Consider the following 22082-nt stretch of genomic DNA (forward strand, 5'->3'; position numbering starts at 1 on the left):
ATGGTGGAGACATTTTCGTGGGATGACTCGCGGCTGAGCGAGCATGACGATGAAGCCATAAAGCTCTTTCGCAAGGAGCATCAGACCAAGGTATCGCCCTATCATCAGCTCAAGCTCGACTGGCCGGACGCCGAACACTCCCTGCGGGTGCTGTTCAGCTACATCAGTGCCGGTCTGATCGATGAGGAGCAAGGTCGCCCGCTGATCTACATGGCGGCGTGCGATGCACTCGACGCACACAACAAGGCGGTGCTGGAAACCCGTACCGATCCCCTGCGCATGATCATTTTTCTGCGCGTGCTGTTGCAGACGGCGCTGCCGCGTCTGACCACGATACGTGTGGTCTCGGCCAATGGTGATGTCTGGCGTGCGAATCAGCCCGAGCCGCTGACCGAGTGGGCCACGCGACAAGGCCCGGGCTTGAAGGTCGAGGACGCGGACGCGCTGCCCTACAACGAGGTCTACGCCGCGGTTGTGGGTCACGCGATCACCGAGCGACAAGCACGGGTGATCAAGGCGTACTACGGCAACCCGGATACCGACATCGTTGCGCAGATGAAAGCGCTCGACGACCCGGAGTAGGACAGGGCGATGATTCTCAAAGCGTACTGGGTAATGATCGTGGTGCTGGTTGAGATCCTCATGCTGGTCTTGTTCGTTCCCAGCGCCTGGCTCGACAGCATGGATGCTGGCGAGACTCGGATGCTCAGTACCCTGTTCTCCCCGGCGTCCATAGAACGCGTCGAGCGACGCACGGCGGATTGGTACACCACGGCGCTCATAGACACGGGCGCGAGCGCCGCGATGCGTGACTACGTGACCCCGCGCAAAGACGCGCGCACAGTCCTGCCCGAACAGTCTTTCAACACCTACATGCAGCAGCGCGTGGACGCGATGCTCATGCTTGCCTACACGGTGATTCGGCGTGTCGTGGTCACATTGGCGTGGCTGCCGTTCATCGCGCTGATCGGGTTGCCGGCCGTGATCGATGGCTATCTGTGCTGGCGGATCAAGCGATACGGCTTCGACTACACCAGCCCTGCCATTCATCGCTACGCGTGGCGAATGAAGGGGATCATCCTGCTCGGGTTGCTGCTTGTGCTGCTACTGCCAATCCCGGTACCGCCTGTGATCCTGCCCTCTGGCCTGGCTGTCATTGCCATATCGTTGGCCATGGCGATCTCACACATGCCCAAGCGTTACTGACCAGCTGATACCGCTCGCATTAAGCCCCGTGGCCGAAAGGTCCGGGGCTTTTTTATTGCCCGTGAAAAGCGCGGCGCGAGCGGAAAAGGAGAAACGTCAAAAACAGAAACTTTGCGCGCGTTGCGCACTGAGCAGCCTCCTTACCATCTCTGCCCATGGAATATGAAATCCCTCAAGGCATCGATGACCCGCCGCAGGTTCTTCTCTGGAACTTGAATGAGCTGGCGCCGATCGTTCTCGGACTCGTGATCGGAATGATTACGGGCAATGCGATGTTGCTGACCGCAGGCGGTCTGATCATCACGCATATCTACCGCCGCGCCGGCGCCCGATCGCCTGACGGACACATTATCCACCTCATGTACTGGCTGGGTGTGCCGCTTCGTAAGACGGTCACCCTTCCTAACACGTTCGTGCGTATTTTTGTCCCTTAGAGGCATCGAAGCGTGAAGTTATCTGAACTGACTAAGACATGGCGCGGCGCAAAGGTAGAAAACACGTTTCATCGTGTGATCCTTTCGCTCTCATCTGTAGCGGTTGTCGTGCTCGCCTACGGCGCGGTGAACAAATCCACCGTCGTTACGCTTGTGTCGCCCACCCTCAAAACAGAAGCATGGGTCGGCATCGACAATGCTCAGCAGGATTACAAGACCAGCTGGGCCCTGTACCTGTCCCAGCTGCTTGGCAACGTCACGCCTGGCAACGCGCAATTCATCGTTGATGCGATCGGGCCGCTACTCGACCCCGAGATCTATCAGCAGACCGTTGCTGCGATCCATCGCCAGGCCGAGCAGATCACGCAAGACGGCGTAACGCTTCGCTTCCAGGGCCGCAAAGTCCAGTACGAGACCACCTCGAAAAAGGCGTTCGTGCAGGGCTACTCCTACGTGAGTGGCAACAGTGGCGAAGAGGAGCGCACGACGCGCACCTATGAGTTCGTGATCCAGATTCAGGATTACGCCCCCCTGATTACCGATATCGATACCTATGAAGGCCGCGCTCGCACCGAAGACGTGCTGAGCAAGATCGAAGGGCGCTCGGAGCGACGCAAATGAATTCTTCCCCGTTTCGGGCCAGCGTTGCGCTGGCACTCAGCCTGATCGCATCGACGAGTCAGGTCGCTTTCGCTGACAACGCCAACAGTTTTGGCGACACCCGGCAGGCGACATTGCCACTAGTGCCGGTCGAGCAGACGAATGTGTCGCAGGCGCCGGCGGTTACACCCAAGAAAGTGGCTGTTCCAGCCGAGGTCGATTTCGATGGGACGGCCGCGAAGTACGACCGCCGCCGGATCACGGTCGAGCCGGGCGTGAACACGATCGTTCGTGTAGCCGAGGGTCATCTGAACCGCATTGTCACACCGTTTCAGCACCCCCAGGTGCGGACCACGGCCACCAACGCGACTACGCAGGTCAGCGACTCCGTTGTCTACGTCGCCCCGGCATCGAGTGCGCCCGTCACGCTCTATCTCACGGAAAAGGGCGATGAGATGACGGCGGTATCGCTGACGCTCGTTCCTCGCCGAGTACCGCCGCGCTCATTCGAAGTCGATGTGCAGGGACACATGCCACGCGCGGTATCCGCCAAAGCAGAGAAATGGGAGCGCGCCAGCGACTATCAGCAAGCGATCACCAACGTAATGCGCACGCTCGCCCTGGGCCAAATCCCACCGGGCTATTCCATGTCGCGCGGCGCCAAGAGCGAGCCGCCGTATTGCTATCAGCCCGGACTCAAGTTCGAGTTCATGCAGTCCATCCAGGGCCATGACTTCTGGGTCGCCGTGGGCCGGATGAGCAATGTCAGCGGCTACCGGATCGAGTTCGAGGAGAACGCCTGCCTGTATGAGCGTCGTGTCGCCGGCGTGGCTGCGTGGCCCCGCATCATCTTGCAGCCGGGCCAGCAAAGCGAGGTCTATGTGGTGATGCGCCACGTGGCCGAAACGCAGGATCGCGCGCCTGAGCGGCCGTCCTTGATTCAATCCGACCTGACCGCGCGGGTTCCCGCTGCGGCACCACGTCAACCGGCGCCTGCGCCTGCCCCCATGGCACGTCCGGCACCGGTTACGAGCGCCCCCGCACCTGCGCCTGTGGCCGCGTCGGAGTGGAAGGTCATGTACCCGCCATTCCCAACCGCCAAGTCGGCGCGAGAGAAAGTCGGCCAGCTGCGTGCCATGGGCTATCCGGCTGAGACGTATGCCGATGGCGGCGACCTGTTCGTACGGATTCCCGGCTACACCTCGCGCGAGGATGCCAACAGGGCGATGGCCAAGCTTCATCAGAAAGGTGAAGTGAGCCTGACCGTGAGCGGGGGTTACTAAGCCATGCAAGCGATCCGAGCCAAGATTGACCAGATCCCACCCAAGTACCGTCGCTATGTGGTGATGGGCGTAGGCGGCGGTGTGATCGTAGCTGCCTTGTGGTTCTTCGCGAGCGGCGAAGACCAGACGCGTCGCACCGATGAAGGCGAGAGCGTCATCGAGAACGTGCTCACCGATGCAGATACGCGAGCGATCGGCGTCGATTCCTTGAGTGCCCGCATGGACCGGGTTCAGGACGAGAACAAAAACCTCAAGCGTGAGGTCGAGCGCCTGAAGAAGACCGAGCAACGGATGACGGCACGCGAAGGCGGCGTCGATCAGCTCGCGATTGAGCGCATCGAACGAAAGATCAAGGCAGAGTCTGACGCCCGTAAAGAGTTCGAGCGGCGCATGCGTGAACGCTCGGACGAACCCAGCGCGGCAGGGGTCGTTCGCGCTGATGGCAGCCCGTTGAACGAGCGGCCGGAATCAGCAAACGCGGGCCTCTATGACGACACGAGCGAGCGGCCAGCTTTCGATCCGAGTGCGATCTTCAAGACGCCGGGTGAAACGAGCGAAGGCGAGAGCACCACGGTAAGCAACGCCAAGGGCGACCGCGATACGAACCAGGCCGCCAAGATCGTCACGATCGTGGAGGACGAGGCCGAAGTGCCGGAGGAAGAGGGCGAGCAGCCCAACCGCACCTATCTCGCCGCGGGTTCCATTGTGTCCGGCACGAACATTACAGGCATGGACGCACCGACCGGACAGGCTGCACGCCGCGATCCGTTTCCGCTCCTGCTGCGCGTCAAACACGAAGCAATCCTGCCCAACCGTTTCCGTCAGGACATCAAGGAATGCTTCCTGTTGGCGTCTGGCTACGGCGATCTGAGTTCCGAGCGCGCCTATCTGCGTGCCGAGACCATTTCCTGTGTCCGTGATGACGGCGGTGTGATCGAGCAGAGCATCAAAGCCTTTGCGACAGGTGAAGACGGCAAAGCCGGTATCCGCGGTCGCCTCGTGTCCAAGCAGGGACAAGTCATCGCCAATTCGATGATGGCCGGCTTCCTGGGCGGCGTAGCTGAAGCATTCGATGTGAACCCTGTGCCGACCATTAATACGAGCAATGACGGCCAGCAGGAATATCAGCGCGTGCTCAGCCGCGACGCCATGCAAGGCGCAGCGGTTTCGGGCACCAGTGGCGCGCTTGATCGCATTGCCCAGTTCTACATCGACATGGCCGAGGATATGTACCCGGTCATCGAGATCAACGCCGGACGCAACATTACATTCATCGTCCAGTCGGGAGTGAGTTTCGATGTCAAAAAGTAACAAAAACCAGCGTTTTGCGCGCATGTGCGGCTTCGCCGGCACGCTAACTTTGGTTACAGCACTTTCCGGTTGCGCGAGCCTTGGCTACGGCGAGTCGGAGTTCAACGGATGCCCCGATACCGATCATGGTGTGGCCTGTATGTCAGCACGCGAGGTCTACCGGCAAACCGAGGATCGCGACGCGTTGAGTTCGGCGGATATGAAGACCCACGAGAACCACGATCACGATGAAGTCGCCCAGGCGCCCGTTGCGGCGCCGGCGGCTCGTCCTTTCAACCATGCGCCGGCATTGCCCGCAGTCGATGGACCGATTCCGCTACGCACCCCGGCACGGGTGATGCGGATTCGCCTGAGCTACTGGCAGAGCGATGACGGCAACTTACACGTGCCCGGCTACATCTATACCGAGATCGAGCCGCGCCGCTGGCAGGTCGGATTGCAGGAGCCGGGCGCAGCCCCGGTATTGCATCCGCTCCAGACGGTCGCGCCGGTCGGTAGGGATGAGTCTTCGGGCCGACAGAGCAGGTCAGGTCGCCAGAACGGGAACCGAATGTAGACGGCAGACCAGCAACAGGCCGGCTGCGGTCGGCCTCTCAACCCCAAGCCACCAGAGGTAGGCATCAGATGAAAATGCAGATGAAGATGGATAAGAAAGCGGCCCTTTGTGCGGGTCTGACCGTTGCGCTGATCGCGCTGGTACTGCCGGGCGTCGCAGCCGCCGGCACGGGCGGCGAGGCGCTGTCCGACGTCTGGTTGCAGATTTCGGACTTCACCCAGGGCACCCTCGGCCGCATCATCGCAGGCTTGATGGTCGTCGCGGGTCTGGGCGCAGGCATCATGCGTCAGTCGCTCGGCGGCTTTATCGTCGGCCTCGGTGCAGGCATCGGCCTGTATAACGCCCCGACTGTGCTTGAGGAAATGGTCTCCGCGACCTTGCCGGTGATGCAGGCGGCAGCACACACTGCAATGGCCGTTCCGCTGGGGTAACGCCCCCACCCCTCCCTGGCGAACGGAAGCCCCGTCCATATCGGACGGGGCTTTTTTTTTGAAAGTTCGCAAAAGGTGCACTTTCCGGCCCCGGCCACACGGCCAGCGGAATGATCATCGAGCCCGTACCAATGCGAGACGGGGATCTCACTCGATGTGTAAGCGGAAACTGGGTTATTTGATCTGTACGGCCATCCTATTGATGGTTTCGTTATCAGCAAACGCCGGAATGGTCGTCATCGCGTTCGATGATACGAACGGTGAGAGTGTCGAGCGTGAGCCTTGGCCCTATGACTACTCGCCGTATAGCTACTTCAATTATGTTTCCAGCGTGTCTTACAAGGTTGAGGCACCTGTTGGGAGCAAGATCCGAATCACCGATAAGCTCGCCTACAAGACTAAAGACCAGCTTGCTATAAAAACGAGCACGTCCGTTAAAGCAAGCGACTCATTTTCATTTGAAGGGGAAAACTATACCGGGCGAGTTATGGCGATGCCGCCCAAGATCCTGCCATCTGGAGAGACGCTAGGGGACGGGGAGCTCGTAAAAACGACGATCGAGATCCTAGCATCAGACGGCTCGGTACAAGAGACCAGAACGTACAATTGGATGCGCGATCGCGAACCGAGGGTGACCAAAAATGAACACCCATATCCGAATTTCTTTCAGAAATACCAGGACGTTTCGAATCTCGATGAGCGGCGCGCTGATTTGGTTTCGGCTCAGCCGATAGGTATTGAGTACGGCACGTCCGGCACTCTTTCATCACTCCATAAAGTGCTCATTGAGGTTAAATCGTTGACGACTGGGAAAGTCGTAAATATCAGTGATGCGCATACGGAATATCCATCGAGAAACGTGGGTCGTGTGATGATTCCTACCGATCCCTCGATCATGCCTGAACGAAAGGGTAACTATCGTGTAATTGCGACTATCGTGGATGAGGCGGGCAATCGGACGAAAAATTCAATCGAGTTCTACTTCGACGCCGTACCGCCTGCGTTCGAGATCATTGGCGTTCGATCAAACGACTATGGCGCGAACAAGCCCTGGAGCCATGTGTCTGGCCTCGAAAAATTCGTTAAGTACACGCCTGGGTTAACCGTAAAGGATTCATACCCCGTTTTTCTTGTGCGCACACGTCGCAACAAACACTCCCGTTATTCAGATAACGGGTTGATGGTGCCCACAGACGCCGAGTACACCCACGACTACGGCTGCGAATCCGAGAGTCGATTCGATCTGTGTGTCGAAAAAGACATGCACGAAGATGGAAGTTATGTCTATTCGGTGACCGGAGCGGCCCAGGGATATACCCAACATTCGGCTAGTGATTACCGCGTTTACGCTCGTGATGTGGCCGGGAATTGGGGCGTGCGAAACGCAACAGTCCGCGTGGATTCAGCAAGCGCGTTATTGCCGTTCGTTACGGCTGCCAGCCTGAAGTTCACTAACGGGGAAACAGTAGAGATGTATGGCACGCCCGGTGGGCGTGATTGGTTGGGCCTTGTCCGCAATTACTCGACCAATGGGTACGGGCAGATCGATTACAGCAACGTAGAAAGCGTAACGGTGACCGCGATCGAACCGGCGGTGACTTCACACCAGATCAAGCTGCGTGAGGCAACCGGCGGCTGGTATGGGCAAACGACAGATACAACAGTGGGCACGTTCAATGCTGGCGCGAGCCAGGCGACGTTTCCCCTGAAAAACACGACAGAACCCTATCGATTCTGTAACGCATGGGGTACTAACTGCATCGAATACACCTTCAAGCTCACGACGGTTCCGCAAGAGCGGTTCGTGCTCGCTGATTGGGCGTTTGGCGAGTATTACTCGAATGCTTATACAAGCCGCTTCTACATGGACGGCTACGAAGTCGAGATCCTGCATCAACAGACATCGAGGGTCTCTGGCGAGCTGATCGCAACCGAGTCGCGTACCGGAATTACCCACCAGGTCGATCTTCAATACGCCAAAAATGGTAGCAATAACAATGCGACGAAGCTGTACTTTCGGACCGAGAACCTTCCACTGACGGCTTATGACTTTGCTGTTCGGGTAGAGGGCGAAGACGGCGAAACAGAAGTCTTTCAGCTTGAGTCGCGAGATTTCACGCCGGCAGATGCCATCGATCCCACAGTCGCCTTGAGCGCGAACGGCGTGCCGCTCAAACATGCCGTCATTGGCGATTCCGGCGATATCGTCGTGACCGTGACGGACAATCTTGCCGGCAGCTCGATTGAGTCGGCAAAGATCACTGGCGGTCCGGCTGATAAGACGCTCACTGCATCTTGGACGAAAGCCAACGACACGACCTATCGGATCACGGGCCCGGCACTGTCCGCCTCGGCCGCGGCGAATGACTATGCGATCACCGTTGTCGGGATCGATGCGGTGGGTAACAGAAAGGTCGAGACCGTCGCGTTCACTGTTGACGGCGAAAAGCCGTCCGTGTCGCTACGGGACGGCTCGGCTGCGCTCAGTGGCGCCTCGATCGATGACGTTTCCGATATTCGCGTTCGGGTCACCGACAACCTGCCAGGCGCCGATATCAAGTCGGCCAAGATCAGAAAGCCCAACGGGTCCACCGTCAATGCCAGCTGGTCGCGTCTCGACAGCAAGAATTTCCGCCTCACCGGGCCGAGCCTTGCAGCGTCGCAGTCGGCCAACGATTACACCCTGACTGTTGTGGGCGAGGACGAGGGCGGGAATACCGATTCAGCGACCGCCTCGTTCACAGTCGATGGCATTGATCCTGAAGTATCACTTCTCGTTGGCAGCAAAGCCTTGGATGGTGCTGTGCTGACCAATGCCGAGCAGATCACCATTCGAGTTACCGATAACCTCGCCGGGGCGTCGCTGGTTTCGGCCACATTCAGGAGCGGCTCAGACGGCAAGACAATCAACGCTGATGTCTCACAGGTCAATGCAACGACCTACCGTGCGTCCGCGCCGAGTCTTACCGGAACAAGCGACTACACGCTCACGGTTGAGGCTGAAGATAATGCCGGGAACACCGTCACGGACGACGCTTCTTTCATTGTTGACGGTCTCGAGCCTGTGCTCGATTTGAGTAGCGGTGGCCGAGCGCTCAACGGCGCGGCGCTCTCGCCCGATGATCAGATCGATGTCCGTATCACCGATGACCGGTCGGGCGCCGATATCCAGTCGATCAAGGTCAGGGCGCCGAACGGCAAGACCACGAATGCCAGCTGGCAGCGTGTCAGTACCGGCAACTATCGGCTCTCAGCCCCTTCTGGCGCATCGGGCACCTACACGATCACCGTTGTGGGCGTTGATGCGGTTGGAAACAGCGCGCAGGAGAGCGCGAGCTTTACCCTCGACTCAGACGGTCCCGAAGTGACACTGAGTTCATCAGGCAAGGCCCTCGACAGTTCTGTGATCGCCCCTGGTGCGAAGATTCGTATCGCGGTGACCGACAATCGCGCTGGCGCCGATCTCCAGTCCGTGAAGCTCACGCGCCCTGATGGCCGAAAGGTCAACATGAGCTGGGATCGAATCAACAGCGGCACCTTCGAGGTCACTGCCCCGGACGGCGGAAAGGACGACGATTACACGATCGTCGCAGTCGCCGAAGATGCGGTGGGCAATGCTGAGCAGGCCAGTGCTGCTTTCACGGTCGATAGCATCGAACCCGACGTCACCTTGCTTGGTAACGGTAAGCCGCTCGGTGGGTCTCTGTTGATGCAGAGTGGCGATATCCGCGTCGTGGTTGCCGACAACCGCTCGGGTACCACGATCGACTCACTCGAGGTCACCGACTCGAGAGGTCGTGCGGTGGCGACGAACTGGACGCGGCTCAACGGTACGACGTTCCGGTTGGATACGCCCAATGGCGGCGATTACGCGATCAACGTCACGGGCGCCGACGCGGTGGGCAATACGAGCCAGGCCAGTGCCTCTTTCTCGATCGACGGCACAAAGCCCAGTCTTGCACTGACAGTGGATGGCGACCCGCTTGAAGGCGCCATCTTCTCGCCAGAAGGCGATATCCGTATCCGCTTGACCGATGATCGTCCAGATCCCGAGATCCAGTCTGCAAAGCTGACTGGCCCGGGCGGGAAGCTGGTGAGTAGCCAGTGGACCCGGATCAACAGCACCACGTACCGGGTTGGCACGCCGGATGACGGCAAACACTCCCAGTACACACTCGTAGTGGACGCTATCGACGCCGCAGGCAATACCGAACAGGTCAGTGCCACCTTCACGATTGATGCGATCGACCCGGAGGTGACCCTGCGTGCCGATGGGGAATCGCTTGACGGTGCGCTACTAAGGCCGGAGAGCGAGATTCGCATCGTCGTCGATGACAACCGTGCCGGTACGTCGATCCAGTCTCTGATCGTCACCGGATCAGACGACCGTGTGATCGATGCGAGCTGGTCGCGGGTGAATGCCACCACCTTCAAGCTCGATACGCCGGCTGGCGATGACTACACGATCAAGGTCACGGGTGTGGACGCCGTGGGCAACACCACGCAGGTGAGTGCTGCGTTCTCAGTCGACGACACAAAGCCGAATCTGGCGATCAAGATCGATGGAGAGCCGCTCAACGGAGCGATTTTCTCGCCTGCGGGCGAGATCCGGGTTCAGCTCGGTGATGATCGCCCAGGCGCCGGTCTTGAATCCGTGACGCTGACCGGCCCGAGCGGCAAGGCAGTGGATGTCAGCTGGAATCGAATCAACAGTTCGACCTATGTGCTGGCGACCCCGGATAGCGGCGATCACGAGTACACCTATACGGTGGCCGCGATTGACGCAGCCGGTAATACGGCCCAACTCAGTGCGCGCTTCACGGTCGATGCGATCGTGCCGGACGTGACGCTTGTGTCTGATGGCGCGCCATTAGCCGGTGCACATCTGATGCCGGGTGACGATATTCGGATCAAGGTCGAGGACAATCGCCCCGATACGCGCGTCGTATCCGCTTCATTCACGGGTTCCGACGGGAAATCTGAGACGGCAGAACTGGAGCGCCTTGATGGCACGACCCTTCGCGTCGAGACGCCGACTATGGGCGGTGACGATTACACGATGAACGTGGTTGGCGCCGATGCCGTCGGCAATGAAGCCTCGGCCAGCGCCGTGTTCGTTCTCGACGTAGAGCCGCCGGCCATTCTGATCCGGGCCGAAGGCGAATCACTCGATGGTGCAGCGGTCGACCGGACCAACGTGATCCAGATCAGCGTGACCGACAATTACCCAGGGGTCGATATTCAATCCGCCACAATCACGGGCGGGCCCAATGGTGAAACGGTCAACGCGACCTGGACGCGTGTTGATGACTTCACCTTCCGCGTGACCGGCCCCTTCCTGTACGCCTCGGCGTCTGCGAACGACTACACGATCGATGTGGTCGGTATCGACGCGGTTGGGATCACGAATCGCAAATCGGCGTCGTTCACTTACGCGCCGCCGGCGGGTGAGGTCGCGGCCGGCGTCAATGGCGGGGTGGCCATCATCCCCGGCACGAAGCACGCCTTCACGTCCATCGAAAGTGAGCCGTTCACTCGCATGGATGGTTCGGTTCTGGCTGGTAGCCATGCGGTTCAGGCCACCCTTCGGTCTGGTTCGGGTGTCGGGCTCGTCGTCAACGGCGTGGCTTTAGCCCCCGGTGAGACCAAGCGAGTGGCCAAGTCATTCAACTTCACCGCGTCGGGTGGCCAGATCGTGCTACCGGTCGCGGCCCGGTCTATGGGTGACGAAGGCAACGCGTATGTCGATCTGAAGATCGACGCGCCAGGCGTGGGCGAGCTGAGTGCGCCTGTCGAGGTTTGGCGCGCGAACATTGATCTCCAGTCGGCTGCGTGGAAAGTGAAGCAGGGCTTCGAGGAGATCACTATCGATGCCGTGGCCGACGGCGCGACGCGTTGCCGGTTGACGCGCGATGAGGCCGAAGCGCGACAGCATGATGCGTTGTCCGAGCCGGTCTGCTATCTCGAGTGGGACGAGCTGCCGCAGGGGCTCGAGGCTGCACGTGTGGCCGAACCCTATGCCAACAGCATCGGCCTGCGTGGCTTTGCCGAGGTCACGGGCAAGCAGGACATCGAATACAGCGTCTGGATCTTCGACGAGGCAGATGACCCGTATTTGATGCAACAGCGTCGCTTCAAGCTCGACGTGGTGCCGCCCTATGTCATGGGTGATTTCGCGCTCGAAGCCCGTGAGGATGCACGCGAAGCCTACCGTCAGGTACAGACGGTCAACATCTCGTTGCGCCAGTCCGAGGGCGAGCAGTGCCTACTCACGCTCAACGAGGACGAAGCGATCAGCCGCAGCGCAATGGGGCGGCTGACTTGCCTGGTGGAATGGACGAACATGCCGAGCGGTTTGGCCCAGGTGGAGTGGTTCGACACGCCGAACCTGACCGGCATCCTCGATACGATGGGTGAAAACCTGTTGACGTGGGATCTGTCCGTATTCACGCCGCAAGGTGCCAAGATCAAGGTCAACTCACAGACGCTGCGGATCGAGGTCAAAGATCCGCCGTTGCCCTTGCTGGCCATGGACGACAAGGAGCGCGTGGTAGAGGGCTTGTATGCCGCGTCCATGGACGGTGGCTATCTCGGTGATCTGAAGGCCACGAGCTACAGCGCCGATCTGCGTCTGACGCTTTCCCGCGAGGGTGAGGTCTATGAATCGGTCGTGGCGCCGGGCGGCTGGGGCGACTTCAACATTGCCCAACGGCGTGTGAATGCCGACAAGCGCGACCTCTGGACGCAGACCCCGTATAGCGCGAAGGCCCAGTACACCGAACTGCCGACCTACAAGGCAGAAATGGCCTTCAAGGTGCTGGCGGTTCCGTCGGAGTCGATTTCGCCCGAGATCACGGTGGCCGAGGATGAGGTGCTCAACACTGAACCCCTGGCTGTCACGGTTCGCATGAACGATCCCTTCGCTGACACGGGCTACGATCCTGAGAGCATGGGCCGCTGGCGGGTTCGTATCGTCAGGATGGAGGGTCTGGATAGCGAACCGCTGACCGACTATGTGCCGGTACCTGATAGCGGCGAGACATCATTCAGCATCGATCTGGATGACGTCGAAAGCCCGCGTATCCGGTTGAGCGCCCAGGCTGAACTGATCAGTCCGGTACCGGAATACGAGCGTATGGTGCTCTCTCCGAGGCCGCTCTATCTCACAGTGCTGCGCGGCAAGGGTATCGAGGCAACGGTCGAGGGGCGGCGACTGAGCGGTCTCGCACCGCTGACCGCCGTGCTGTCGCTCGATCTGGATAACCGTCTGGATCACACGGCACTTGGTGATGTGGTCTGGGAGATGAGCGACGACAAGGAAACGTGGGAGCCGATGAACTCGCAGCAGCTCTATGCGACCCGCATGGTGCATGTCTTCGAGCGAGGGACGTACTGGGTGCGCGCGAACGTGACCAACGCCAATAGCGGCGTGAAACTGCGCACACCGACCGTTCAGGTCGACGCCTATCTCGTGCCCAAGGTTGTTGTTGAAGGCCCGGAAAACGCGTTCATCGGCAGCACAGGGCATTACACCGCGCTGGCCAAGGATGCCCAAGGCGAGGTTGTCTACGAGTGGTCACTCGACCGCGGCGAAAGCTGGCAGTCGGGCACGGACACGCTGGACATCACGCGTGACGAGGAAACCCGGGTTTCGGTCTATGTCCGCGGCCGATATGAAAACGCCCCGGCAAGTGACGTGGAAGCATGGGATAGCGCTCGCACCCGGTTGTCGTTCCGCGAGCCACGCGGGCCGAACGTGCGTATTTCCGGTCGAAGCCTGATCGAGACCGGGAAGAGCTATGACTACCAGGCAATCGTTCGTCCGCCTTATCGGAACATGGACATCACGATTGGCGGGCGTTGGACGTTGCCGGATGGCACGAAACTCGAAGGCGCCCAGATGGCCTACACGCCGACACGCGAGGATCTGCTCAATGAGCGAATCAAGCTCTACTATCACGCTTGGATCGAAGGCTATGAAGATCAGGGCGCAGTGGACGACGCCGAGCAAACCCTGCGTATCTGGCAATACAGCTGGCCGGAATTCCGGTTCCATAACCGGATCACGGCGAAGTACGCGCCGGCTGATGTTGTGGCGCGGCTGCGTTCGATGACTTCGACTCGGATTCGCGAACTCGAGGAACCGGTCATCGAGTGGGAGATCCCGAGTGGTCTGAATGTCACAGAGGAGGGCACAGACGCGGTTCGGGTGTTCAATGTCGCAGAGCCGGGCGAATACACCCTGCGCGCGTACATTGAAGATGCGCGTGGTCATAGCTCGACGGTGGAACAGACCCTGGTGTTCGGACAGGCGCCGGACTACGCCTTCGATATCAGCTACAGCGCCTCGAATCGCTATAACAGGGCGCCGATGGATATTCGGGTTCGCCCGAACGTCAGCGGTGGTCATCCGCGCGATCGTATCCAGCGCTATATCTACCGGCTCAACGACGAGCAAATCGACACCGATGGCCGCTATGGCTCGATGAGCATCGGCGAGCCGGGCGAGCATCGCGTCAAGGTCTCTATCGAGACCGAGATGGGCGAGCAGGCTATTGGCGAGCTGACCATCGAGGCCAAGGAGAACGCGAAGCCGAGCTGCGAGATCGAGAGCATCGGTGGCGACTCCTACTGGCGCCTCAGTGCGCAGTGCGACGATGAGGACGGCCGCGTGGTTGGCCACGAGTGGTACGTCAACGGCGATCGCGTTGGCCTGAGCGGCAACCGGATCACGGTTCGCAATAGCGGTGACGGCCCGCCACGGGTTCGCATGATCGGGATCGATGATGGTGGCGCACGCGCACCGGAAGCGATCTGGACAGGCGGATAGCCACGGCCTAAACCGAGCCTGGAGTGACCCGGCCTCGAGCCGGGTCTTTTTTGGGAGAAACGTCAGAAATCGACGTTTACCCCGGTTTTCACGAAAGCTGTGTTGGCTACTATTTCTGTGCGGCGATTAACCCCCAATCGTCGTGTTTGTCAAAACCCCCTTGACCCGGCGCCCCCTCGCGCCGGGTTTTTTTTTGAAAAGCTGCAAAAACAGTCGCTTTGCTCGTGTTTCTCGAGACGACTCACGGTTACTCTGTGTCTGCGGGTTCGGTCCCCCAACCTCCCTTTACCCGCGTCCTTGTTGCCCGGCCGCTACGGCCGGGCTCTTTTTCGAGAAACGCTAAAAATCGCCACTTTCCGCACGAGCGGAAACCCTGCGCGTGACTATCTTTGCCGCATGTTCAAGCATGTAGGCACCCCAATGAATCGAGTCGCTGCATCGCTGGCGCTGGCCGTAGGCCTGTTCGCCGGCAACGCAAGTGCGGAACTGCCGGCGAATGCCCTCGACATGAGCGGCATCACGGACATGACCACGTTGCCCACCGAGGGCTTGAAGCTCATCGCGACCGATCACGGGATGATCGCGGTGACCTCCAACGGTCGCTGGGTGATCAAGGGCACCGTTTACGACACATGGCAGATGCGGGCTGTGCGCTCGATCGCTGACGTGCGTGAGTCGGCCAACAAGATCGACCTCGAACGTCTCAAGGTCGATATCGACGGCCTCGAACCGCTTTATGTCGGCACACCGGGCAAGCCCGAAGTGGTGGCCTATATCGATCCCTATTGCGATGCCTGCACCACGCTTGTCCGTCAGATGCAGGCCATCGGCGATGACTACCGCTTCAAGCTGTTGCTCATCGGTGTTGCCACCAAGGAATCCGCCGATCTGGTGCGCACGCTGGGCTGCTCGCCTGACGATGCCGCCGAGCGGGCCCTGGTGACCGGCGACTACTCCGGTCTGAAGCCCGACCCGGACTGCAATCTCGACCCGATGCGCCGAACCCTGATCACGGCGCAGCTGTTCGGCGTCGATGCCCTTCCTTTTCTGATCGCCCCCGACGGCCGGGTGCGCAAGAGCGCGCCGCAAGACCTGTCGGGCTGGCTGGAGGCTGACTCGTGAAGCGATACAACGACGAAGAACGGATCTCGAGCCTGCTTACCGTAGTGGCTTATGACGAGGATTCCTCTCTGTTCTTTCTGGACGACCAGAGCCTGGCATTCGCTTTTGTGTGCCGGCCTCTGGTCGGCGGCACACACTCCGACAGCGATCGCATCAACAATCTGCTGAACAACGATTGGCCGAAAGGCACGTTGTTGCAGTTCTGTCTCTGGACGTCGCCGAACCTGACCGATCACACGCACGCGTTTCGCGCCCGGCGTGTGGGTCTGCGCAACGACCCGCTGCTGTCGTCCTATATCGAATCGGCCTCCACCTTCGCTGCCGAAGGCGCGTACAAGCCGCTACTCGAAAACTCCGAGATGCGGGCGCGCGATATCCAGCTCGTGATCGTGTGCAAGCTGCCGATTGGGGCTGATATGCCCTCCGAGAACGACATGGATCAGGCCAAGCGCCTGCTGTCGGCCACGGAGCGCAACCTCAAGGCGATCGAGATGCCGACCGAACGCCTGACCCGTAACTCCTATCTGGAGCTGATGGAAACGATCCTGAACTGGTCGGACAATCCGGGTTGGCAAACGCGCAAGCCCAATGCAGATGACTATGCGCCCCTCAAGGAGCAGGTGGCCGATTACGACGTGGGGATCGCGCCTGAAAGCGATGGCCTGAACATCGGCAATGCCTTCGTGAAGACGCTTTCGATCAAGCGTTTCCCCCGCAAGGCATCGTTCGGACTGGCGACGACCTATCTGGGCGATCTGATGTCGGGCAGCCGCGGTATCCGCGAGCACTGTCTGATCACGGCCACGCTGTATTTCCCGGATGCCCAGTCCATGCGCGGCAAGCTCGACCAGAAGCGCTACTGGACGATCAACCAGGCCTACGGTCCTCTGCTGAAGTTCGTGCCGCAGCTCGCGGTGAAGAAAGCCGGTTTCGACGCACTGCATGAGGCATTTCAGGACGGCGATCGCCCGGTGCGCATCTATCTCGGCATGACCCTGTTCGCCTCGGACAAGACAGCGGCCGACGCCGCCGTGTCCAACGCAAAGACCTTCTGGAGTGAGGGCGGGTTCCAGCTGGTCGAGGACAAGTATTTCTATCTGCCGTGCCTGCTGAACTGCCTGCCGTTCGGCGCCGACCGCACGGCCGTGCGCGATCTTCATCGCTACAAGACGATGGCCACGCGCCACACGATTCCGTTGCTACCGCTGTTCGGAGACTGGAAGGGCACGGGTACGGCTGATTTTCAGCTCTACTCGCGCAACGGCCAGCTTATGAACATGAGCCTGTTCGACTCCGACGCCAGCTATAACGCCGTGGTCGCCGCTCAGTCAGGCTCAGGCAAGTCGTTTCTGACCAACGAGATCATCTCGGCCTACCTCTCGATGAGCGGCCAGGTCTGGGCGATCGACGTGGGTGGCTCATACGCCAAGCAGCTCGAGATGTACGAAGGCGACATGCTCGAATTCAGCGCCGGCAAAGACCCCTGCATCAATCCGTTCCCTCTCGTGAACAACTACGCCGATGAGGAGGACATCCTGATCGGGCTGATCGTGGCGATGGCCGCGCCGAATCAGCCGCTCAACGATCTTCAGATTGCCGAGCTCAAACGTGTGCTCAAGGGGATCTGGGACGAGAAAGGCAAGCGCATGACGGTCGATGACCTTGCCGCGGTGCTCATCCTGAGCGAAGACCAGCGTGTACGCGATGTGGGCCACCAGCTGTACCCGTTCACCAGCGCCGGCGAGTACGGCCGCTACATGGTCGGCGACAACAACGTGACCTTCACCAACCGTTTCACGGTGCTCGAGCTTGAGGCGCTCAAGGGCCGGCGCCACTTGCAGCAGGTCGTTCTGCTCGAACTCGTCTATCAGATCCAGCAGACGGTCTATAACGGTGACCGGTCACGGCCCAAGATCGTGATCATCGACGAAGCCTGGGATTTGCTGGACAGCCCCAACGTCGCGGCATTCATCAACGACGCCTACCGCCGGTTCCGCAAGTACGGCGCGGCTGCGATGGTCATTCTCCAGTCGGTATCCGATCTCTACGAGAACCCGGTTGGCCGAGCGATCGCCGAGAACTCACCAAATATGTACCTCCTGGGCCAGAAGCCCGAGGCCATCGAGACGCTGCGCACTGAAAAGCGTCTGTCGCTCAATGACGCCGGCTACAACTTCCTCAAGTCGGTGCACACCATCGCCGGCGTCTATTCCGAGATTTTCTGCATCACCAGCCGCGGTGCCGGCATCGGCCGTTTGATCGTCGATCCCTTCCGCAAGCTCATGTACTCGACCCATCCCAAGGACGTGCAGGCCATCGCCAATAAGCAGGCCCAGGGCTTGGGCGTGGTCGATGCGATCAAGGCCATTCAGCAGGAGCGCGCCCGTGCCTAGTCCCAACAAGACGCTGTTCGCCAGCGTGATTCTTGCCGCCATCACCGGCGCCGGTTCCGGTTGGTACGCCAGCCAATACAATCAGGAGAGCGTCGATCATCGACTGCGGCCACCGATCGCGGTGCTCAACTACGTCGATGCCCTCAAGGGGGCGCCCGAAGACGTGGACCGGATCATGGTCAGCCTCGACGCGAAGGCCTCAAAGCTGGCGGACGCCGGCTTTCTGGTCATCAACGGCAGTGCCGTCGTGGCCTATCCCGATCACATGCGGGTACCGGCAGGTGGCGACGATGAGTAGCGTTGCCGCGACGGCTGCCGCCCCACGGCGCCCGCGCCAGCCCTGGCTGTTGTTCTTCGGCAAGGCCGCACTCGTGCTCGGACCGCTCTATCTGGCCGGTCATTTCGCCGCCGAGCGCTATGCGATCGGGATCGACCCGCAGGCCGAGGTGAGCGTTCTCACCGCAGACGGCAAGGCGCCGCGGTTAATGCTCATCGACAAGCAAGACCATGACTTTCAGCGCGGCGATATTGTCTCGCTACGCCTGAATCAACGTGCGCTTGATCTGTGGCAGCGCACGGGATTCGAGTTGCGCGCTGACGGGTTGAACAAGCGCGTGGCTGGCGTGGCCGGCGATCATGTCGTTGTGACCGCGCAGGGCGTGTTCGTGAATGGCGTGCAGCAGGCGAGCGGACTGGCACTGGCCTACACGCTGCGTGCGAACCCGCTGGACTTTGAGCGCGATTTCGTCGTGCCTGAAGGCGAGTTCTTCCTCCTGGGCGATGTGGACTCCAGTTTCGACTCCCGCTACTGGGGCACCGCGAACGCCCGTGTCCTGATCGGCAAGGCAACAGTGCTCTATGCCGAACCGCGTGGTTAATCCCGGCATGACGCTTAGCCGATCGCTGCTTTGCACGGCGCTCGCCGGCGGCCTGTGGGCAGCCAGTGTGCAAGCTGATGCGCCGGACGCGATCCATGAGGCCGCGCGAGCGGCGGCCAAAGCAACCGAGCAGTGGCGCACCGCCGAAACTGGCCCGCAGGCCGAGATCACCGAGCAGATGCGCGAGCTTGCGCGAGCGATCACTGAAGGCACGGCTGAGGATATTTCCGAGCGTATCGCCAAGGAATATAGCGATGCGCATCCCGACGTGATTCTGCCCAAAGCCGATCAGGCGCCGACGCGGCGTGCGTATGTCTTCGTGTCACGCTCGCTGGGTCAGCCTGTGCTTGAGGAGATTTTCCGCAGCATTGCGGGCACATCGACCGTGGCGGTCTTTCGCGGCATCCCCGAAGGCAGTCGCATAGGCCCCGCGGTCAGCGAGATCCACGCCATGCTTTCGGCGTTCGACATCGACCCGATGCCCAACGTGACGATCAATCCAGAGCGTTGGCAGACATTCGGTGTCGAGGACGTGCCGACGGTGCTTATCGCTGACGGCGATACCGAGATTGCTCGAGTCAGCGGCATGACCAATGTGCGCTGGCTGCGAGAACAGGTTGCCGAAGGCGAGGACGGCGATCTGGGCATTCGGGGCCCGATCGACGTGCCTTCCGAGCCTGATTTGATCGAGGTCATGCGCGATCGCGCGAGCAATCTCGACTATGCCGCGATCAGAGACAAGACCATCAAGTCTTATTGGGGCGACGTGCCCATGGAGGATCTGCCTGCCGCGAGCGAGGACAGCCAGCGCGTGATCGACCTGAGCCTGCGGGTTACCCAGGACATCACGACGCCGGACGGCCGGTACATCGCTCGTAAGGGCGACATCATCAATCCCCTCGATATCCGCCCCTTTACCCGGCGGCTCGTCATCTTCGATGCCACGCGCGCGAACGAAGTGGCATTTGCTCGCCAGCAAGCCGAGTCCTATGACAACACGATTCTCATGGCCTCCCGGTTCGACCGGGATCAGGCATGGGACGGATTCAATGCGCTCGAAGCACAGCTCGGGGAGCCGCTTTATCGGCTGACTGAAGACGTGCTGACCCGGTTCCGGGTGCGGGCGACTCCATCGGTCGTGCATGCCACAAAGCAAGGCGAGGTCGCGATCTCCGAATACCACCTGGAACAGACGGTGACCCAATGAAGATAGACGTGGCCTTTCAGAAGATCGTCGATACCGTGACCGGCCGTGCCGTTGCCTATGAGCTTTTGGCCCGCGGGGTCGAGGAGGAAACCGGCCGCGTTCTGACGCCTGGCGCTTTTGCGGGCCGCCCGGGCGGCTCCAAGTGGGAAGACATCGACCTGTGCATGCTCTCGACGTTGAGCCTGAAGCTAGACCAGATCCCGCGCGGCGTCGCCATCAGCGTCAATGTCGCACCCGAAACGATCCTCGACGAGCGCTATTGGGCCCGATTCATCGAGTGGATCGACTATTTCGCTGAACGGCATGACGCCGATGTGATCGTCGAGATTTCGGAACGTATGCACGTTCCTGAATCGGATATCGCCGAGGTCATCAGCACGCTCCACAACGCCGGCGCGCTTGTCGCACTCGACGACTACGGCACGGCCTCCTCGTCAGAGGAACGCCTCATGTCGCATCAGTGGGACATCTGCAAGCTCGACTATCGCCCGATCATGCGTCCTGAAAGAGACAAGATCGCTCAGATGGTCGTGCGCTACTGCGATCGTCGCGGCATCAAGACCGTGCTCGAGGGGCTGGAAACGCGAGCGGATCTGTTGCTCATCGATCGTATCGCAGCGAACTGGAACCAAGGCTTCGTCTACGGCTACCCGTTCCTGAGCCAGCCTGTTGAAAATCAGCGTCTGTTTCCCGCGCTGTCGCCGTGGGAGATGACCCCGTGCTGAGCCGCAGCGTCCGTTTCGGACTGTGCCTTTTCCTGTTGCTGTTCTCAGTGACGCTTATGGCCGCGCCCGGAGATACGGGCGGCACGGGTGGCTCGAACGACACCGGCGGCGCTGAGGATTCTGGCGATGAAGGCGAGGGCGAGGGCGAGGGAAATGATTTCTCCTGTCCCAGTGCTGAGCTGATCTCCGGGCGAATGATCACCGATATCTGCTGGAGCTGCCTGTTTCCGATCAAGGTTGCCGGCGTGGCACTCGGCGGTGGCAGTGGCCGGATTCCCGACGATGCCGCGGATCAGATCTTCTGTGCGTGCGAAGACGATGCCGATGGTACGTTTCAGCCCGGCCTGACGATGAGCATGTGGGAGCCGGCGCGCATCGTCGAGCTGGTCAAGACGCCCGGTTGTTCACCGACCCTGGGCGGCGCACGACTGCCTACTGGATCGTCACGCGAGAAGGGCAAGTCCGCCGATGGCGAGTACGACAACTCGGACGTGTCTTTCTACCACTACCACTACTACGCCTTCCCGATCCTTCTCATGCTCGACCTGTTCGTGGAGACGCGTTGCAATGCCGGCGGCTTCATCGAGATGGATCTCATGTACCTGTCGGAACTCGACCCGACCTGGAATAACGACGAGCTGGCGTTCTTTACCTCGCCCGAAGCTGCGGCCGTCGCCAATCCGATTGCGGTCGCCGCGTGTGCAGCGGACGCGGTGGGCGCGACCGCCGGCCGACCGCTCCAGCGCATGTTCTGGTGCGCGGGATCGTGGGGCACGCTCTATCCGCTGAGCGGACACGACACATCGACCGGGATGGTCAGCGACACGAACCTGGCTGCTGCGAAAGCGGTTGCCGCATTGCACCGTCGTGGCCTGACGCGTGGCACAACTGGCTCGCGGAATCTGTGCGGTAGCAGCATCGAACCGATGTTTCCGAAGGATCAGTACAAGTGGTCGATGTTCTTCCCGCGCGCTGAAGCCGATGGGGATCATGTGACTGGCGAGACCACGCTCAAGTGGGGGTGGGGCCGCTCGATCCCCGGCATGGGTGAAGACGCCGTTTACATGCTCTGGCGCTGGAACGACTGCTGCATGGTGTTCTAGCCG

Annotated in this window: 16 protein-coding genes; all 16 read left to right on the forward strand. The window is 60.5% G+C overall.

All coding sequences use genetic code 11. The features are described from left to right. On the forward strand, positions 1-582 hold the full coding sequence (locus tag T31B1_RS19340) for a hypothetical protein (protein WP_353251171.1): 582 nt from the start codon (positions 1-3) through the stop codon (positions 580-582). A gap of 9 nt (positions 583-591) precedes the next feature. Then, positions 592-1206, forward strand: a complete 615-nt coding sequence (locus T31B1_RS19345) for an IncC plasmid conjugative DNA transfer DtrJ family protein (RefSeq protein ID WP_353251172.1) — start codon at positions 592-594, stop codon at positions 1204-1206. Positions 1207-1361: 155 nt separating this feature from the next. Beyond that, positions 1362-1640: a type IV conjugative transfer system protein TraL gene (traL, locus tag T31B1_RS19350; RefSeq protein ID WP_353251173.1), complete on the forward strand. Its 279-nt coding sequence runs from the start codon at positions 1362-1364 to the stop codon at positions 1638-1640. Positions 1641-1652: 12 nt separating this feature from the next. Further along, the gene (locus tag T31B1_RS19355; RefSeq protein ID WP_353251174.1) at positions 1653-2261 is read left to right on the forward strand and encodes a TraE/TraK family type IV conjugative transfer system protein; all 609 of its coding nucleotides are present in this window, start codon (positions 1653-1655) and stop codon (positions 2259-2261) included. A 122-nt stretch (positions 2262-2383) separates the two neighbouring features. Further along, complete coding sequence (locus tag T31B1_RS19360) at positions 2384-3523, forward strand: SPOR domain-containing protein (RefSeq protein WP_353251175.1); 1140 nt, start codon at positions 2384-2386, stop codon at positions 3521-3523. A gap of 12 nt (positions 3524-3535) precedes the next feature. After that, complete coding sequence (locus T31B1_RS19365; protein WP_353251226.1) at positions 3536-4834, forward strand: TrbI/VirB10 family protein; 1299 nt, start codon at positions 3536-3538, stop codon at positions 4832-4834. 22 nt (positions 4835-4856) lie between these two features. Further along, on the forward strand, positions 4857-5390 hold the full coding sequence (locus T31B1_RS19370) for a TraV family lipoprotein (protein WP_353251176.1): 534 nt from the start codon (positions 4857-4859) through the stop codon (positions 5388-5390). 68 nt (positions 5391-5458) lie between these two features. Continuing rightward, on the forward strand, positions 5459-5821 hold the full coding sequence (gene traA, locus T31B1_RS19375) for a TraA family conjugative transfer protein (RefSeq protein ID WP_353251177.1): 363 nt from the start codon (positions 5459-5461) through the stop codon (positions 5819-5821). 229 nt (positions 5822-6050) lie between these two features. Then, positions 6051-14651 carry an Ig-like domain-containing protein gene (locus tag T31B1_RS19380; RefSeq protein ID WP_353251178.1) on the forward strand — a complete coding sequence of 2867 codons (8601 nt, stop codon included), beginning with the start codon at positions 6051-6053 and terminating at the stop codon, positions 14649-14651. A gap of 420 nt (positions 14652-15071) precedes the next feature. Beyond that, the gene (locus tag T31B1_RS19385; RefSeq protein WP_353251179.1) at positions 15072-15773 is read left to right on the forward strand and encodes a thioredoxin domain-containing protein; all 702 of its coding nucleotides are present in this window, start codon (positions 15072-15074) and stop codon (positions 15771-15773) included. Continuing rightward, positions 15770-18166, forward strand: coding sequence for a type IV secretion system protein TraC (gene traC, locus T31B1_RS19390; RefSeq protein ID WP_353251180.1), 2397 nt, complete (start codon positions 15770-15772; stop codon positions 18164-18166). Before T31B1_RS19385 ends, traC begins: the two co-directional genes overlap by 4 nt. Then, positions 18159-18464 carry a hypothetical protein gene (locus tag T31B1_RS19395; RefSeq protein ID WP_353251181.1) on the forward strand — a complete coding sequence of 102 codons (306 nt, stop codon included), beginning with the start codon at positions 18159-18161 and terminating at the stop codon, positions 18462-18464. Before traC ends, T31B1_RS19395 begins: the two co-directional genes overlap by 8 nt. After that, positions 18457-19044 carry a signal peptidase I gene (gene lepB / locus T31B1_RS19400; RefSeq protein ID WP_353251182.1) on the forward strand — a complete coding sequence of 196 codons (588 nt, stop codon included), beginning with the start codon at positions 18457-18459 and terminating at the stop codon, positions 19042-19044. Before T31B1_RS19395 ends, lepB begins: the two co-directional genes overlap by 8 nt. Further along, positions 19025-20251 (forward strand): TrbC family F-type conjugative pilus assembly protein, encoded by a 1227-nt coding sequence (locus tag T31B1_RS19405; RefSeq protein ID WP_353251183.1) that lies wholly within the window; start codon positions 19025-19027, stop codon positions 20249-20251. The genes lepB and T31B1_RS19405 overlap by 20 nt, the downstream gene beginning before the upstream one ends. After that, positions 20248-20976, forward strand: a complete 729-nt coding sequence (locus T31B1_RS19410; protein WP_353251184.1) for an EAL domain-containing protein — start codon at positions 20248-20250, stop codon at positions 20974-20976. The genes T31B1_RS19405 and T31B1_RS19410 overlap by 4 nt, the downstream gene beginning before the upstream one ends. Beyond that, a complete protein-coding gene (locus T31B1_RS19415) occupies positions 20970-22079 on the forward strand; it encodes a TraU family protein (protein ID WP_502951053.1) in 1110 nt (369 codons plus the stop codon). Before T31B1_RS19410 ends, T31B1_RS19415 begins: the two co-directional genes overlap by 7 nt. Positions 22080-22082: the final 3 nt, after the last annotated feature.

The sequence above is a fragment of the Salinisphaera sp. T31B1 genome, from assembly GCF_040361275.1.
Taxonomy (GTDB): Bacteria; Pseudomonadota; Gammaproteobacteria; order Nevskiales; family Salinisphaeraceae; genus Salinisphaera.